Genomic DNA, 14,373 nt, shown 5'->3' with positions numbered 1-14,373 from the left:
ACTATTTGATTCTTCGCATGTCAGCTGGCGGCATAGGATTCTTGCACTGAAGGTTTGTCGTAGCCCTTTTTCCGATAGACGATGGTGGAAATGATCCAGCTCACGAGGAAAATGCCGACGACGGCGTAGCCCACGTTCGAAAGGTTGTCGTTGAATTCTCCTAGGAAACTCCAGAAATCCCCCTCGAATCCGAGCTTGTCGACAATAAGGCTCGCGGCTGTAAGACCACCGATAAATACGGCCACGACCACGGAAGCGGCGGTAACGGTTAGATTGTACCAAAGCTTGCGGGCCGGATTGACGTAGGCCCAGCCATACGCTCCCGTCATCAGGACGCTGTCGGTGGTGTCCATCAAGGACATTCCCGCGGTGAACAGCGCGGGAAAGAGTAGGATCGTCCAGAAGGACATGCCCTGCGCGGCCTGCATCGCGGAGATGCCCAACAGACCGATTTCCGTGGCCGTGTCGAAGCCAAGCCCGAACAGAAAACCGATCGGATACATATGCCATGACCGGGAAACCACGCGAAAGACCGGCCGGAAGATCCGTGCGATCAATCGGCGGCCGGCGAGAAGGGCGTCGAGATCTTCGTCCACGATCTTTTCTCCCCTTCTAACACGCTTGAACGCGGACCATATACCCTTGAGCACAAGAAGGTTGGCAATGCCAATGATCAGCAGAAATACCGCCGACACGGTTGTCCCGATAATGCCTCCGATGTCGGCCACCTCGTCGAGTTGCATGGCGGCAGCCGTTGCCGCGATGACGATGGATGCCAGAACCACGATGCTCGAATGGCCCAGCGAGAAGAAAAAGCCGACGGAATAAGGGGCTTTGCCCTCTTGCATCAGCTTTCTCACCACATTGTCGATCGCAGCTATATGGTCCGGGTCGAAGGCGTGACGCAGTCCTAGCATGTAGGCGAGGAACGCAGTGCCCATGAGGGCATGGCCGATCTGCAAAGGCCACCCAGGCCCAGAGCCATGCGGCGATGTTCGCAGAGATCAGGAAGACAAAGGTGATCGCCGCTTTTGTCCTGATTTGGAATGGCTTGTCGTCAAACGGATTTGGAAACATTGGCTGCCCTTTGCAAGTCACGGAGAGGCGGTTCGGCAGTGACCTGCCGACCGCCATCTAATGATAGGTACTTGGGCGGTGTTAGTGCCGGCCCCAGCCCGGGACATCACCGGTGTACTCGACCTCGAACTGGTCGAAATCGGCCATGAGATCGATAAGCTCCTGCTCGGATGCCCGGCGGCCATCGGCATAAAGCGCACCCAACCTGCGGAAGTATTCCTCGCGGTTCTTTCCCGGGCTGAAAAAGATCAGCATGACCGCTTCCTCGTCGAAGGGATTGTGGAAACCGTGAGGAACATCCTCAGGGACCTGAATGTAGGTGCCCGCAGGGGCGGCGACATGCTCACCGTCGATGTAGATTTCTACCGTTCCCTCAAGAACATAGAACGCCTCGAGCTGGTGGCGGTGAATATGCGGCGACGCGCCAGGCGCGCCGGGTTTCATGCGGTGTTCGAACAGACCGATACGATCGTCCGTCTCCTTGCCGACTGCCTTGAACGTCGTGTGCGTCGTGGTGCCGATCTGGACGGATTCGCCTTCACCGGGAAACAGGGTCTTGGAAAATTGCGTCATGAACTCTTCCTTCCTTTTGGTATTGATGGATTTAAGTGCCGGCTTGATCGGTCGGCTATGAACTGAGGAGCGACACGTATCGCTCGCCAGAGTCTGGAAATATCGTCGCGATGCGGGTCCCGGCTAAGGCCGGCCTGTGTCGCAGCTGGCGGCAGACATGGGCGACGGCGCCGGATGAAATTCCTGCAACGATCCCGGCAGCGGCAAGCTTGCGTGCCATGGCCCAGGCATCTTCATCTTCCACCGTCACAACCTCATCGAGCAGGGTGCGATCGGTGGTCGCCGCGACAAAGCCACCATTCAGTCCGGGAATACGATGAATTCCACCGGGGTTGCCGCTAAGGACGGCCGAGCGCACGGGTTCGACGGCAACGATCTTGATATCCGGGTTCTGTTCCTTGAGGTATTTCCCTGTACCGCTGATCGTCCCGCCGGTTCCCACACCGCAAACGAGGACATCGATGCGCCCGCCAAGATCGCGCCAGAGTTCCGGACCGGTCGTCTCGTAATGGGCGAGAACATTGTCTCTGTTCTCGTGCTGGCAGGCAAACCAGGCCCCCGGCGTTGCATCGCGCAGCTGTTCGGCTTTCTCGATTGCGGCGGTGTACCCCTCCTGGCTCGGCGTCAGTTCCAGCTCTGCGCCAAAAAACTTGAGCAGCTCTATGCGTTCCTTCGACGCGCTGTCGGGCAAAACGATGATGCAGCGATAGCCCCGCGCCTGGGCAAAACCCGCAAGCGCGATACCGGTATTCCCGGACGTTGCTTCGATCACCGTTCCCTGACCTGGGATCAACTGCCCCCGCGCCTCGGCCCCTGCAAGCATGTACCAGGCGATGCGATCCTTGATGCTGGAATAGGGGTTGTACTTCTCGAGCTTGGCGAAGACGTCTCCCCCGCCGACAAGCTCCGCCGGCAGTTCCAGGACGGGCGTCGCTCCGACACCTGAGCCGAAGTACAGCGCGTCCTGGGCCGTCTTGGAGGCCGCACCCTCGCCCCAACTACTGCCGTCGCTAGATGCTGGCGCCGAGTGCGTTCCGGCAACCGGCCGAAAGTTTGCTGCGTGCGGCGCGGTGGTGCTCGAGGACAAAGGGTCTATGGCGCTCATTAGTTGTTCACCTTTCCAGAGGCCTCAGGTAGGGCGGAGGGAGAAATACGACCCTCGGCAAGCGCCATTCCGACCAGGATGACTGCACCGCCCACGATGATGTTCCACGACAAGGGTTCGAGCAGCAGAACCGCACCGAACAGAACGGCGAAGACGGGCACAACATAGTCAACCGCGGACGCTGTTGAGGCGCCGACATCCTGGATCAGCCGGAAGTAGAGGATATTGGCAATTCCGCTGGCGAGAACGCCAAGGTAAAGCAGCGACAGCAACGGGACCACGGAGACCGCTTCGATTGCAGGCCAGGTAAAGAACGGCAGGGCAAGGCCGAGAAGGATGGCTGCCGCAATCAACTGGTTGGCACCCAGCGTGATCGGATCGACCTTCAAAGGCGACAAGTAGCGGCTGACATAGGCGTATCCAAGAGCATAGCTGGCGGCTGCACCGAAGCATGCCAGCGCGCCGAGCAGCGAACTGCCCTCGGCCTTCCAGGGACTGACGACGAGCGCCACGCCTACGAAGCCCAGGAAAAATCCAGACACCTTGCGCGAGGTTGCCGGTTCATTTCGCAGAGCGACCGTCGAGATGAACAGCGTCACCAGCGGCGTGCCGCCGATAAGCACACCCGCCAACCCGGCGCTGGTGTGGAGTTCACCGTAGCTGAGCAGTAGATACGGAATGACGTTTGCGAAGATCGACGACACCGCGACATGGAACCATGCCCGGCCGGTCAGTCTGAAAGACCTTCCCGTGAAGATGATAATTGCAGCGAGCGTCGCCGCGCCGAGGATCAGTCTGAACAGAACAAGTTGGTTGGGACTGAAATCCTCCAGAGCCAACTTGATGAAGGTGAAACTCGCACCCCATATCGCTGCCTGCCCGAAAAAACGGGCCGCCGTTGCCTTTTCCATCTTTACTCTCCCTATTTTGCGGCCTGTTGCACGCCGTAGTTCGGCTCTCTAACCAGGAACTTCTGGCGCCCGATAATCTCGGGTTGGTAGACGAGTGCGTCCCAGTGCGCCGCCTCCACCGGTTCAAGCGCCACCGAGACGACGTTTGGCGCGCAGCCGAAGGCCTTGATGACCGCCGATGCGAGCTCGTCCGCCAGAACCTGCCGGCGGCTTTCGTCGATGTTGGCTGGGAAATGCTTGACGCTGATATGAGGCATGGAAATCTCCCGCTCGGATGAAAGGACGTCACTGAGAGCCTGGGCGAGCGCCGTCTGGCCGTCGCCACGAAGGATCGAGTAATGGTCATGGGGAAGCTCGATGACGTCGCTGAACCCCTGCCGGACACGGCGGCCCATTGTTTCGAGGAACGAATAATCGTCTCCCTTCGCCTTGATCAGCGTGAGTGGCGCTGCAACGGTGCGCTGGTCGAGCTCGGCGAATGTGTACTCGAAGGAAAACGTGGCCTTGACGACGCCGACGATCCTGGAGACCAGATCGGTCGGAAGGTCTTCAAATCGCTCCGCAACGAAGGCGATGAAGGCGCGTTCTTCCCGTACGCTGGCAAGCAGCTCCTCTTCCAAGGGCGAGTTCAACGCTCCGGCAAACACCGATAGCAGAATGCGCAGGAACCGTTCGTCCTCGAAGCGATCGGCCTGTGTCGGCGCCGCCGCCGTTCGCTGCAAGGGAGATCCGGGAGCGATCAGGACGACCCGCTCCACCGTTCGGCCCTGTTGTTCCAGCTGATAGGCTGTTTCGAAAGCCACGCGGGCACCGAACGAGTAACCGATGCAGGTTATGGGACCGACGGGGTGATCGCGCTGAATGAGTTCCAGATCTGCTGCCGCCATTTCCTGGATTGTCGGGAACGGGATTTCATCCGGATTGATACCGTGGGCTTGAACACCCAGGAAACGATAGGCGTTGCCACCGGTCTTCGCGAGAGAACGAAGGCTCATGGGATAGCCTCCCAACCCTGGCCAGCAATAAACCGGGCTTGCGTCGATTGCCTCGTTTAGAATGACGAGACGGCTCGCGAGCGTGATCGCGCCGGAACCGATTTCGCTTGCCAAGGCCTCTACCGTCGGAGCAGCGAACAGCGCCTGTATCGGCAATCGCGTGCCGAACCTGGCATTGAGCCGATTGATGAGCGCCATTGCGGAGAGTGAGTTGCCGCCAACGTCGAAAAACGAATCCCGGATCGACAGCTCCTCATCGCCGAGACGCAGAATGTCTCTCCATATACCGGCGACCTCGATTTCAATTCTCGTCGCAGGATGGACGATTAGACGCTCACTTTCTTCCGCTTCGACCAGACTGCGCAGGGACTGCAAATCGATCTTGCCGCTTGGGGTCGTTGGTGTCTTATCGATCACTTTTACGCGGCCCGGCACCATGTATTCCGGCAGCAGCTCGCGCAGGTCGTCCTTGAGGATTTCCGTTGGGCCGCGCATGTGCACCAAATCCTCGTCCATGCCGCGGCTTGATCGTTGTGCAGGCGATATCCCACCTGCGAGCGCAAAATAGGAAAGGGCCCCGGCAGCCAGAGAAACATCCTTTCCAACAAGAGCATCCAGCCGGCTAGACGTCGCCATCTCGTAGCCCGAGAGCGAGCTATAGCCCGACGACATCAGTCCGATCTCGGGATCGCTTGTCTGCAGGCGATGGAGAAGGCGGCCAAGTTCGACAAAACCCTCCCAGCCCAATTGCTTCGAGACGATCAGGGCGATGCCGAACGTCGACCGATCGTAGACAGCCTGGTTAATCGCGATGACATCTTTGCGACGGATAACAAGGTCGCCTATTCGCACTAGCCTTCCAGAATCCAAACGGTACGTTCCCGGGCTCACACCATCCGGCGTTTCTTCATGGATCTGGATGAGGACGAGGGATTGAATGGCCGAGTGCGTCTGCGCCTTGCCCGAGAGCTCAACGCTGAGCGTGCGGACATAGTCTTCGGCACTGAACAACTCGGCAGGAACAATGTATGGCGGCGTGGCCCTAGCGGGAAACAATCCATGCCCGGCTGCGACTTCCTCGAGAAGACCCAGAATATGCCCCGCTTCGAGGTGAAGGACCTCGTCGATATTTGTCGAATAAACTTCCTGAATGCGGCTGCGCTTGCCGTAAATGTGAAGTCGGATGCCCTCTTGCGAAGGCGTGCCCAGCGATACGAGCGCCAATGTGTGATTGGCCGGGTGAAAGTAGTACAGGCCTGGCCAGAGACCCTCCACACCGTTGACTTCTACGAAGATTTGCGACGCATTCAACGCTCCCGGTGAGGCGTACGCATATTTGGGCAAGAGCCGTGTCTCGCTGGTGAACGGGCCAAACCATCGAAGGATCTTTCCGATCAACGCCTTGTTCAACCTGGGTGGGGCATGGCCATCGGCAGCAGAATGCTGCTGTGCCTGTTGTATCGCGCGCACGATCTGGTCGCCGCCGATCCGCGTCCTGAAATTGCGGTAGGTCTTGCGCGCGAATACCTGTGCCGCAACCTCTTCCGGCGCTTCGCGGAACGGCAGGCTGATGATGTTTCCGTCGAGATCATCCGGTGCGCGGAAACTACCGTTCGACAGTTGAGCGTTCACCTGCCGACGACTGGACTTGGATTTGTGATGGCTGCCAGCCACGTTTTGGTCCATCAGCGCGGCTTCCGTATCGTCAAGTTCGACGAAGGCGGCCAATTGTGTCGTGCCGAGGCGTGATTGCCACGGCACGACCGTCGCACTCTTGATCCAGCGATGGTTCTCGATCGCCAGCCGAATCTCGTCCAGTTCGATGCGATGGCCGTTGATTTTGACCTGATTGTCGACGCGGCCGCCAAAGCTGACACCACCATCGGCCGCCTTGATGGCAAGGTCGCCAGTTCGGTACACCCGGCGCTCGCGACCTCCCACATCGATAAGCGTCGTGAATCTCGCTGCCGTCAAATCGGCGTTGCCGATGTATCCACGCGCCAACTGGGGCCCGGCGATGTAGAGCTCGCCGACCTCGCCATCCGCAATCTCCGTCACGCCATCGCTCACAATCAGCTCCGTGTCGTAGACCGGATATCCGATCGGCAAGACGCGATCTGTATCGTCCAGCGCATCGGCCTTAACGGTGTAGGCGGAAACGTTGATGGTGGTTTCAGTCGGGCCGTAGAGATTGACGACGCTCGCGGTGGGATGAGCGATCTGAAGATTTCGCGCAAGACGAGACGTCAACGCCTCCCCCCCGCTGAAGATCTGGGTAAGGTTCAGATCGCGAAACCCTTCCGCTTCCAGCAGAGCCGACCAAAGCGTGGGGACGCATTGCAGCGTGGTGACATCATGACGCGCCGCAGCGTCGATCAACCGCGCCGGATCGCGATACGCACCGATACCGACCATGACGACCGTCGCGCCCTGCGCTACCGCAAGTATTTCCCATTGCGCCGCGTCGAAGCTGAAAGGCGTCTTTTGCAGAACGCGCACAGTTTCATCAATGCCCATGGCATCACGCAGCCAATCGAGCTGATGGGCAATGCTCGCATGTTCGATCGCCACGCCCTTTGGCTTGCCGGTGCTTCCCGAGGTGTAGATGACGTAGGCGAGATCGCTCGAGCGGACATTGTCGTCGTGCTCGACAAGATCTCCGCCTTCTAAACAATCTTCCAGACGGATGATGGCGTCCTCGACAGGCTTGATCGCACGCGCGTCGCTCTCCAAGGACGCGGTTGTCAGGATAATCCTGGCGCAGGAGTCATCAAGAGCATACCGCAACCGACCGCCCGGATATTCCGGGGATAGCGGCAGATACGCCCCCCCGGAGCGCAGAACCGCCCAGATCGCTACTTCGAGCTCCAGCGAGGATTCGATGAAGACGCCGACAACTGCATCGGCGCTGACACCACGATTGCGCAGGTGAGCCGCGACCTGTCCGCTGCGGCGCCAGAGTTCGGAAAAAGTCAACGAACCGGAATCAGACGACACGGCAACGCGATCCGGATGTCGCAGAACCTGCGTTCTCAATTGCTGTATGAGTGTTGAAGATGTCATCTCGATACCGCCCGTTTCGAATGACCGTATCCAATCAGATTGATATCAATTGTGATAACAATCATGTTCTCAATCAGAAGATGAGGTGGGAAAAAATTACTCAAATTGTGCTGGTGAACGCACAAGATTGAGGCATTCTGCTCAAAGGTCGATCAGCAGGATTTCGGTTGTAGACGCACCCAAGGACGGAAGCCGAGGTTGGCAATATATCCAGCACCTGAAGCAGCACTTAGACGCCTGAGCTAACGTGACCTCCTGGCCGCGCCGCGAGAACCTAGTCTCGCGAAAAGGGTAGCAAAAGCCTGCGATAGCTTTCCTCTTTTGCTCCGCCCCGCAATTCTTCGCGCGTGGTGCACCCAACGATCTTTCCGGAGGCCATGACCGCGATACGCTCGCACAACTGCGCGACGACAGCGAGATCATGACTGATAAGAAGGTAGGAAATCTGCCGATCGACGCGCAGATCCGCTAGCAAGTTGAGGAGTTCGGCTTGAATGGACACGTCGAGCGATGACGTCGGCTCGTCGAGGAGAAGAACCTGCGGCCCGACGAGCAGCGCGCGTGCAATGCAAAGACGCTGTCGCTGCCCACCTGAAATCTGGCCCGGAAAACGGAAGCGGATGGAACGTGGCAGTCCGACGGCGTCCAGCACGTCGGCAATGCGTTTGTCCTGACGATCGACGCGATGAATGATCAGAGGTTCGCGCAGGATCCTGTCCACGGTATGCGCCGGGTTAAGTGCAGCCGCTGGATCCTGGAAGACGATCTGCAACATTCGACGATCAGCAAAGGTTCGCCGGGCAACAAGTCTGCGACCGAAGGCTTCGATGGTGCCGGACCAGGTGTCGTGGATGCCCGCGATGCATTTCAGCAATGTACTCTTGCCGCAACCGGATTCGCCGACGATTCCAAGGCTCTCGCCATGGCCGAGCGTTAGCGAGACGTCATTCACGACGAGCGACGTGCCAAGCCGGATGGACAGCCCGTCGACGGAAAGGGCATGGGGCGTCATCATCTGGACCATTCCGGGTCTCGCGTGAGGACCGGCAGACGACGACCGGGGTCGTCCAAAGACGGCACGCAGGCCACCAGCCCGCGCGTATAGGCATGCTGCGCGGTCTTATAGCCCTGCCAGCTGGCGAGTGTTTCGACGGCGCGGCCCGCATACATCACCAAAACCCGGTCCGCGAAGTCGGACACCAGCTCCAGATCGTGACTGATGAGGATGAGTCCCATGCCACGCAACCGCACCTGCTCGTCGATCAGCTCGAGAATACGTCTCTGGACAACGGCATCGAGAGCGGATGTCGCCTCGTCTGCAATCAGAATATCCGGCCCGCCGGCAAGCATCATGGCGATCATCACCCGCTGCGCCATTCCGCCGGACAGTTCGTGGGGATAAAGATCGAACACGCGGCGCGGATCGCGGATGTGAACCTCGTCGAGAAGCGTTTCCACCACCTTGCGCATGTCCCGCCGCCCGGTCCGTCGATGCAGGCGAAGCATCTCTGAGACCTGCCGGCCGGCCGTTTGCACAGGATTGAGGCCTTGCCTTGGGTCCTGAACCACCATTGCGATGCGATGGCCGCGCACTGCGGTGAGTTGCCGGTCCGACAGTGACAACAGATCCATCTCGCCAAAACGCGCCTGCCCGGCCGTGACAATGGCATTGTGCCCGGCAAGGCCAAGCAAAGCGCGAACCGTCATCGATTTCCCCGACCCCGATTCCCCAACGATTGCGAGACGCTCGCGGCCGAGTGTGAAGCTGACGCCCTTCACAGCCTCTACATAGCCACCGGGCGTGCGGAAGCTGACCTTGAGATCACGGATATCGAGAAGTGGAGCCAGCAACGGGATTTCCTCTCAGGATCGCGGGTCGACGAGGTTGCGCAAAGCATCGCCCAGCAGATTGAAACCGAGAGCGAAGAACAGGATCGCTATACCAGGCATCGTCGAAACCCACCACGCCTCGAATATGACGTCTCTCCCCTCGGCAACCATCGCTCCCCATTCGGCTTGCGGCGGCGGCACGCTTGCGCCCAGGAAACCCAGGCCTGATGTGATGAGGATGATGCTGGATGCATCTAGCGTGGCACGCACTATGGCCGACGGCAGGCAGAGCGGCAGAATGTGCGTAACCATGATGCGTATGCGGGAGGCGCCGATGACGTGTGCGGCCTGCACGAACTCCGCGCCACGAAGCGCCACCGCCTCGGCGCGTGCAATGCGCGCATAGGTCGGCCAGCCCGTCAACGCGATCGCGACGATCGCCGTCGAGATACCGGGGCCGAGCGTCACTGCGACGGCAATCGCCAGGATGAGGCGAGGAAACGCCATGAAGACGTCACACAGACGCATGATGGGTGTGTCCAACCGCGGGAAAAATCCTGCGGCGATGCCGACCAGCACGCCGACGGGCACTACGATTGCGAGAACGCTTGCGACGATGGCGAGTGTCGGCCGTGCGCCCGATAGCACGCGCGAAAAAATGTCCCGGCCCAGCATATCGGTTCCAAACCAGTGACTGGTGGACGGCGGCTGCAATCGATCGCCCAGAGCCTGGAAGCTGGGATCTTGAACCGGCAACACCGCTGCGAGCGCGACGATACCCACCATCAGCAAAACGATGAACAGGCCTGTAGCGGCTATGGGGTCGCGCAGCAGCGTCGAGACATCGCGTGCAACGCGCGCCAGTTGCGCCTGCAACGGGGTATCCGGGCTGTCGTCGAAAAGCCATGCCTTTATCGCGATCATGCGTCAGGTCCGTGTCCGCGGATCTACGCGCACCTGCGCGAGTTCCGCCACCCTGTTAAGCACCATGAATATGGTGCCGATGATGAGCGTTCCGGCCAGAACGGCGCGCATGTCGGAAGCCAGGAGGGACTGGGTGATGTAAAGACCAAGTCCCGGCCATGCGAACACGGTCTCTGTCAAAACGGCCCCTTCAAGCAGGTAGGCATAGTTCCAGGCGATCACTGCAAGAAGCGGTCCGACCGCATTTGGCAGAGCGTGGCGCCACAGCACCCGCGTTTCCGACAATCCCTTCAGCCGCGCGACGTTGATGTAGTCCTGCCGATACTGCCACAGCAGGAAACCACGGGTGGTACGAGCAATGTCGCTGAAGGCGACCAAACCCAGCAGCGAGGCTGGAAGCGCTATGTGGGATATGGCATTGCCGAATGCCGCCGCGTTGCCGCTGAGGGCCGTGTCAACCAGAACGAAGCCGGTCACCGCGGGTATCGTATATTGATAGACAATATCAAGCCGGCCCGGGCCCGACACCCAGCCGAGATGCGCGTAGAACAGCAGCAGCCCCACCAGCCCCATCCAGAAAATCGGGATCGAGTTCCCGAGGATCGCCACCACACGCACCAGGCTGTCGGGCCAGCGGCCGGAAAACCGAACCGCCAGCAGTCCGGCAGGCACGCCCAGGCCAACGCCCAGCACGATTGCCACGGTCGCCAACTCGACCGTAGCCGGCAGGAACCGGCCTATATCCTGCGCGACAGGGTTTCCCGTGGTCGTGGCGACACCGAAGTTTCCCCGCGCCATATCGATAGCGAACAAGACGAACTGTTCCGGTATCGGCCTGTCCAGATGCATCTCCAGATACATTCGTTCGTAGAGTTGCTGTGGCGCGTGATCACCGATTACCGTGAGGATCGGGTCCGTCGGCAAGAGACGCCCTATGGCAAATATCACAAAAAGGAGCCCCAGCAGCACGACGGCGGGTACGATCGAACCAGAGGCCAGCCGCAGGAAGAAGGACGCACCTTTCCAGGCAAGGGCTGCGGGGGCCTTTAATTTCACGGCCGAGGCCTGCGTAAATCCGGCGTCAAGACGGCGCCCATCAGGTGCCGTCGGGATCTTGCTCGTCATTAGGCTGCCCCCCTGCGATCATCAGCGACCGGGACGGCAACCATGAGGTCACCGACGCAAGGGAAACCATTTCATGCGGCGAACTGTATTGCTAACAATATTGATTTCATTATTCGCGGATCTCGGAGATATATTTCCCGCGATATAGCCTGAACGGAAACGTTTGCAGCTGCCGGCCTCCCGGATCGAACATCTATGCGTCGATCTGGGTTAGGTTCTGCTCCAAAGCCTTGCCCATATTGTTGAGGTGCTCGAGCATCGCCTTGCCGGCGCGCACGCCGTCCGCCGCGCAGATGGCATCGACAATTTCCTTAAGTTCCTGGATGGATTGCTTGATGCGGCCGGGAAACAGGATGGTCTGGAGCCGGAAGCGGGCGATTTGTGCGTTCAAGGTCGCGACGATGCGGGTAGCGGTCGCATGAGCAGCGATGCGGCGGATCTCTGCGTGCAGCTTGTTGATCTGCTGCGAATATTCGACATATGCCTCTTCGGCCTGCGCCTGTTGGATTGCCGCCAGTATGCCCTTGAGACGTTCGCCGTCGGCAGCAGAGGCCTTGGCGGCCGCGTTGCGCACAATCAGCGTTTCCAGCGAAGCGAAGGTCTGGAGGATTTCGACTGCCTCCTGCTGGCTGATAATACGAACGCGGGCGCCCTTGTTGCGCTCGACCTCGACAAGCCCTTCCTGGTCCAGCTTTCCGAGCGCCAGCTTCACGTTGACCCGATTGACACCCAGCCACTCCGCCAATTCCAATTCCGGCAGGCGTTGGCCCGGCAGAAAATGTCCTGTCTCAATCGCTTTGCGTAACCTTGCCACCGGATCGGCGTGCCGTTTAGAAATCCTGACCACTTTCATCTCTTCCATTTCAATCGCATGCATCGTCAAGCGGGATCCCACCCACCTTCCCGCCGTGTAAAACGTCAAACGCTGCCATTCTCCAATAGCACGGATTTTAGCATACAATATTGTTAGCAATTACGCTAGCAAAGAGAAAAATTTTACACTCCTCCTCAATGGAAGAAATTTAATCCGATCTAGTTGAGTGGAGCGTGGTGGCTTCAACCAAAGAATGAGAGCGCAAGCAATCACCAGCCATGACGCCGCTAAGCGAGAGTTTCGACCTCTCTATGATGGGGAAGCGCAGGTCGGACGGCAGCCACCTGCGGCTCAAAATTCTGTGATCGCACCTGCCCGTCAGGCTTCCAGAATGGCCTTAAGGAAAGCCCTCGTCCGGTTGTTCGCCGGCGATTCGAATATCTGCGCCGGACTGCCCTGCTCGATAATCCGCCCGCCCTCGAGGAAACAGACGCGATCGGAGATTTCGCGGGCGATACCCATGTGGTGCGTCACCATCAGGGTCGTGAACTGGTGCTCCCGTGCGAGGTCGCGGATCACCGACAGCACCTCACCGACCGTTTCCGGATCGAGCGCCGAAGTCACTTCGTCGAACAGCAGGATCTTGGGCCGCATGGCGAGCGCGCGGGCGATCGCCACGCGCTGCTGCTGGCCGCCCGACAACTGGATCGGGAAATTGTTCTGCTTGTCCGCAAGCCCTACAAGCGTCAGGAGGTCGAGGGCACGCGCATGCGCTTCGTCCCTGGAAAGCCCCAGCACCCGAATGGGCGCCTCCGCGATATTTCGCAGCGCGCTCATATGCGGAAAAAGGTTGAAGCTCTGGAACACCATCCCGATCTTGCTCCGGATCGCCCGGGTTTGCGGCTCGCTCGCCTGCCGGCTCGGGGCAGCCGCGCCCAGGTCGTGCCAGAGTGCTTCGCCATCTACCGATACGCCGCCGCCCTGGACGGTCTCCAGCGTCATGAGAATGCGTAATATCGTCGATTTGCCGGAACCGCTTGGCCCGATGAGTGTCAGATTTTCGTTCTGTGCCACATCGAGGTTGAGGTCCGACAGAACGGTGAGGCCACCGAATGTCTTTTTGACATCGCGAAACGTGATGATGGGTGAAGCAATCCGGTCAGCCACGGGCGGTGCTCCTGCCGAGCCAGGCCTGCGAGGCCAAGCTTTCCAACTGCCTTGCGGCAAAGGACGTCACGAGACTGATCACAAGGAGGATGAGGCCGCAAAGCGTGATGGGTTCGATGTACTGGAAATGATCCGCGCCGTGCTGCATGGCGACGAACATGATGTCCGTCACCGCGATGGATGCCAGCAGCGGTGTTTCCTTGAAGATCGACACGAGGAGGTTTCCAAGCGCCGGAACGAGGAAAGGAACGAGTTGCGGCACGATGACGTGCCGATAGGCGTCGAAACGGGAAAAGCCGAGCGCCGTGACGGCGTCCCGCTGCCCCGACGGCAAGGCCTCGAGGCCCGCGCGATAGGCCTCGGCAACGTAGCATCCGTAGTGGATCGACAATGCGAGGATTCCTGTCGCGATCGGCGGCAGGACGATGCCGGCCTGCGGCAGCACGAAGAAGTAAAAGTAAATCTGCAGCAGCAAGGGGGTGGACCGGATGAAATCGGCGAAGAACACCGCCGGCCCTGCGATCAACGGAAAATTCGAGCGCCGCGCCGTTAACACCGGTATGCCGACCACCAGTGCGCCTGCAAATGCGAGGACCGCGACATAGATCGTGACGCCCGCTGCAGAAATCAGCTTCGGCAGGACAGCGGCCGCGATGCTGAGCCGGAACCAGTCCAGTTCGTGAATGTCTACGCCGAATATGTTCATCGGATCGCCACAATAGAAACCATCATTCTTCCACGTTCGGCCGCCGCCGACTGCATCGCCGCATCGCCTGCTGAAGGTGCGTG

At 59.5% G+C, this 14,373-nt stretch carries 11 protein-coding genes and 1 pseudogene; all 12 read right to left on the bottom strand.

The window, feature by feature from the left end; all coding sequences use genetic code 11:
- Nucleotides 1–20 precede the first annotated feature (20 nt).
- The 12 genes and pseudogenes from ACSQ3F_RS25165 to ehuD all read right to left on the bottom strand — a co-directional run bounded on the left by ACSQ3F_RS25165 (nt 21) and on the right by ehuD (nt 14,290).
- Nucleotides 21–1,077 (bottom strand): annotated as a pseudogene (locus ACSQ3F_RS25165) (HoxN/HupN/NixA family nickel/cobalt transporter).
- An 81-nt stretch (nt 1,078–1,158) separates the two neighbouring features.
- Nucleotides 1,159–1,650: a cupin domain-containing protein gene (locus ACSQ3F_RS25160; protein WP_436102936.1), complete on the bottom strand. Its 492-nt coding sequence runs from the start codon at nt 1,648–1,650 to the stop codon at nt 1,159–1,161.
- A 55-nt stretch (nt 1,651–1,705) separates the two neighbouring features.
- Nucleotides 1,706–2,755 carry a PLP-dependent cysteine synthase family protein gene (locus tag ACSQ3F_RS25155; protein WP_436102935.1) on the bottom strand — a complete coding sequence of 350 codons (1,050 nt, stop codon included), beginning with the start codon at nt 2,753–2,755 and terminating at the stop codon, nt 1,706–1,708.
- Nucleotides 2,755–3,666, bottom strand: coding sequence for a DMT family transporter (locus ACSQ3F_RS25150; protein WP_436102934.1), 912 nt, complete (start codon nt 3,664–3,666; stop codon nt 2,755–2,757). The genes ACSQ3F_RS25155 and ACSQ3F_RS25150 overlap by 1 nt, the downstream gene beginning before the upstream one ends.
- An 11-nt stretch (nt 3,667–3,677) precedes the next feature.
- The gene (locus ACSQ3F_RS25145) at nt 3,678–7,658 is read right to left on the bottom strand and encodes an amino acid adenylation domain-containing protein (protein WP_436102933.1); all 3,981 of its coding nucleotides are present in this window, start codon (nt 7,656–7,658) and stop codon (nt 3,678–3,680) included.
- 340 nt (nt 7,659–7,998) lie between these two features.
- Complete coding sequence (locus tag ACSQ3F_RS25140) at nt 7,999–8,739, bottom strand: ABC transporter ATP-binding protein (protein ID WP_436102932.1); 741 nt, start codon at nt 8,737–8,739, stop codon at nt 7,999–8,001.
- Entirely contained in the window at nt 8,736–9,575 is an 840-nt protein-coding gene (locus ACSQ3F_RS25135) for an ABC transporter ATP-binding protein (protein WP_436102931.1), read from the bottom strand. Before ACSQ3F_RS25135 ends, ACSQ3F_RS25140 begins: the two co-directional genes overlap by 4 nt.
- A gap of 12 nt (nt 9,576–9,587) precedes the next feature.
- Nucleotides 9,588–10,478, bottom strand: coding sequence for an ABC transporter permease (locus ACSQ3F_RS25130; RefSeq protein ID WP_436102930.1), 891 nt, complete (start codon nt 10,476–10,478; stop codon nt 9,588–9,590).
- A 3-nt stretch (nt 10,479–10,481) separates the two neighbouring features.
- Nucleotides 10,482–11,603, bottom strand: coding sequence for an ABC transporter permease (locus ACSQ3F_RS25125; protein WP_436102929.1), 1,122 nt, complete (start codon nt 11,601–11,603; stop codon nt 10,482–10,484).
- A 193-nt stretch (nt 11,604–11,796) separates the two neighbouring features.
- Entirely contained in the window at nt 11,797–12,456 is a 660-nt protein-coding gene (locus tag ACSQ3F_RS25120; RefSeq protein ID WP_436103119.1) for a GntR family transcriptional regulator, read from the bottom strand.
- Between the two features lie 339 nt (nt 12,457–12,795).
- Nucleotides 12,796–13,584 carry an ectoine/hydroxyectoine ABC transporter ATP-binding protein EhuA gene (gene ehuA / locus ACSQ3F_RS25115; protein ID WP_436102928.1) on the bottom strand — a complete coding sequence of 263 codons (789 nt, stop codon included), beginning with the start codon at nt 13,582–13,584 and terminating at the stop codon, nt 12,796–12,798.
- On the bottom strand, nt 13,577–14,290 hold the full coding sequence (gene ehuD / locus ACSQ3F_RS25110) for an ectoine/hydroxyectoine ABC transporter permease subunit EhuD (protein ID WP_436102927.1): 714 nt from the start codon (nt 14,288–14,290) through the stop codon (nt 13,577–13,579). The genes ehuA and ehuD overlap by 8 nt, the downstream gene beginning before the upstream one ends.
- Nucleotides 14,291–14,373: the final 83 nt, after the last annotated feature.

The sequence above is a fragment of the Pararhizobium sp. LjRoot238 genome (assembly GCF_964252955.1).
Lineage (GTDB): Bacteria > Pseudomonadota > Alphaproteobacteria > Rhizobiales > Rhizobiaceae > Pararhizobium.
This window is presented reverse-complemented; position numbering and strand designations above follow the sequence as displayed.

Bases quoted from the DNA above. Each gene is read 5' to 3' on its own strand.
- ACSQ3F_RS25160 (WP_436102936.1), bottom strand. From the start codon at position 1,650: ATGACGCAATTTTCCAAGACCCTGTTTCCCGGTGAAGGCGAATCCGTC.
- ehuD (WP_436102927.1), bottom strand. From the start codon at position 14,290: ATGAACATATTCGGCGTAGACATTCACGAACTGGACTGGTTCCGGCTC.
- ACSQ3F_RS25140 (WP_436102932.1), bottom strand. From the start codon at position 8,739: ATGATGACGCCCCATGCCCTTTCCGTCGACGGGCTGTCCATCCGGCTT.
- ACSQ3F_RS25120 (WP_436103119.1), bottom strand. From the start codon at position 12,456: ATGAAAGTGGTCAGGATTTCTAAACGGCACGCCGATCCGGTGGCAAGG.
- ACSQ3F_RS25155 (WP_436102935.1), bottom strand. From the start codon at position 2,755: ATGAGCGCCATAGACCCTTTGTCCTCGAGCACCACCGCGCCGCACGCA.
- ACSQ3F_RS25125 (WP_436102929.1), bottom strand. From the start codon at position 11,603: ATGACGAGCAAGATCCCGACGGCACCTGATGGGCGCCGTCTTGACGCC.
- ACSQ3F_RS25130 (WP_436102930.1), bottom strand. From the start codon at position 10,478: ATGATCGCGATAAAGGCATGGCTTTTCGACGACAGCCCGGATACCCCG.
- ACSQ3F_RS25150 (WP_436102934.1), bottom strand. From the start codon at position 3,666: ATGGAAAAGGCAACGGCGGCCCGTTTTTTCGGGCAGGCAGCGATATGG.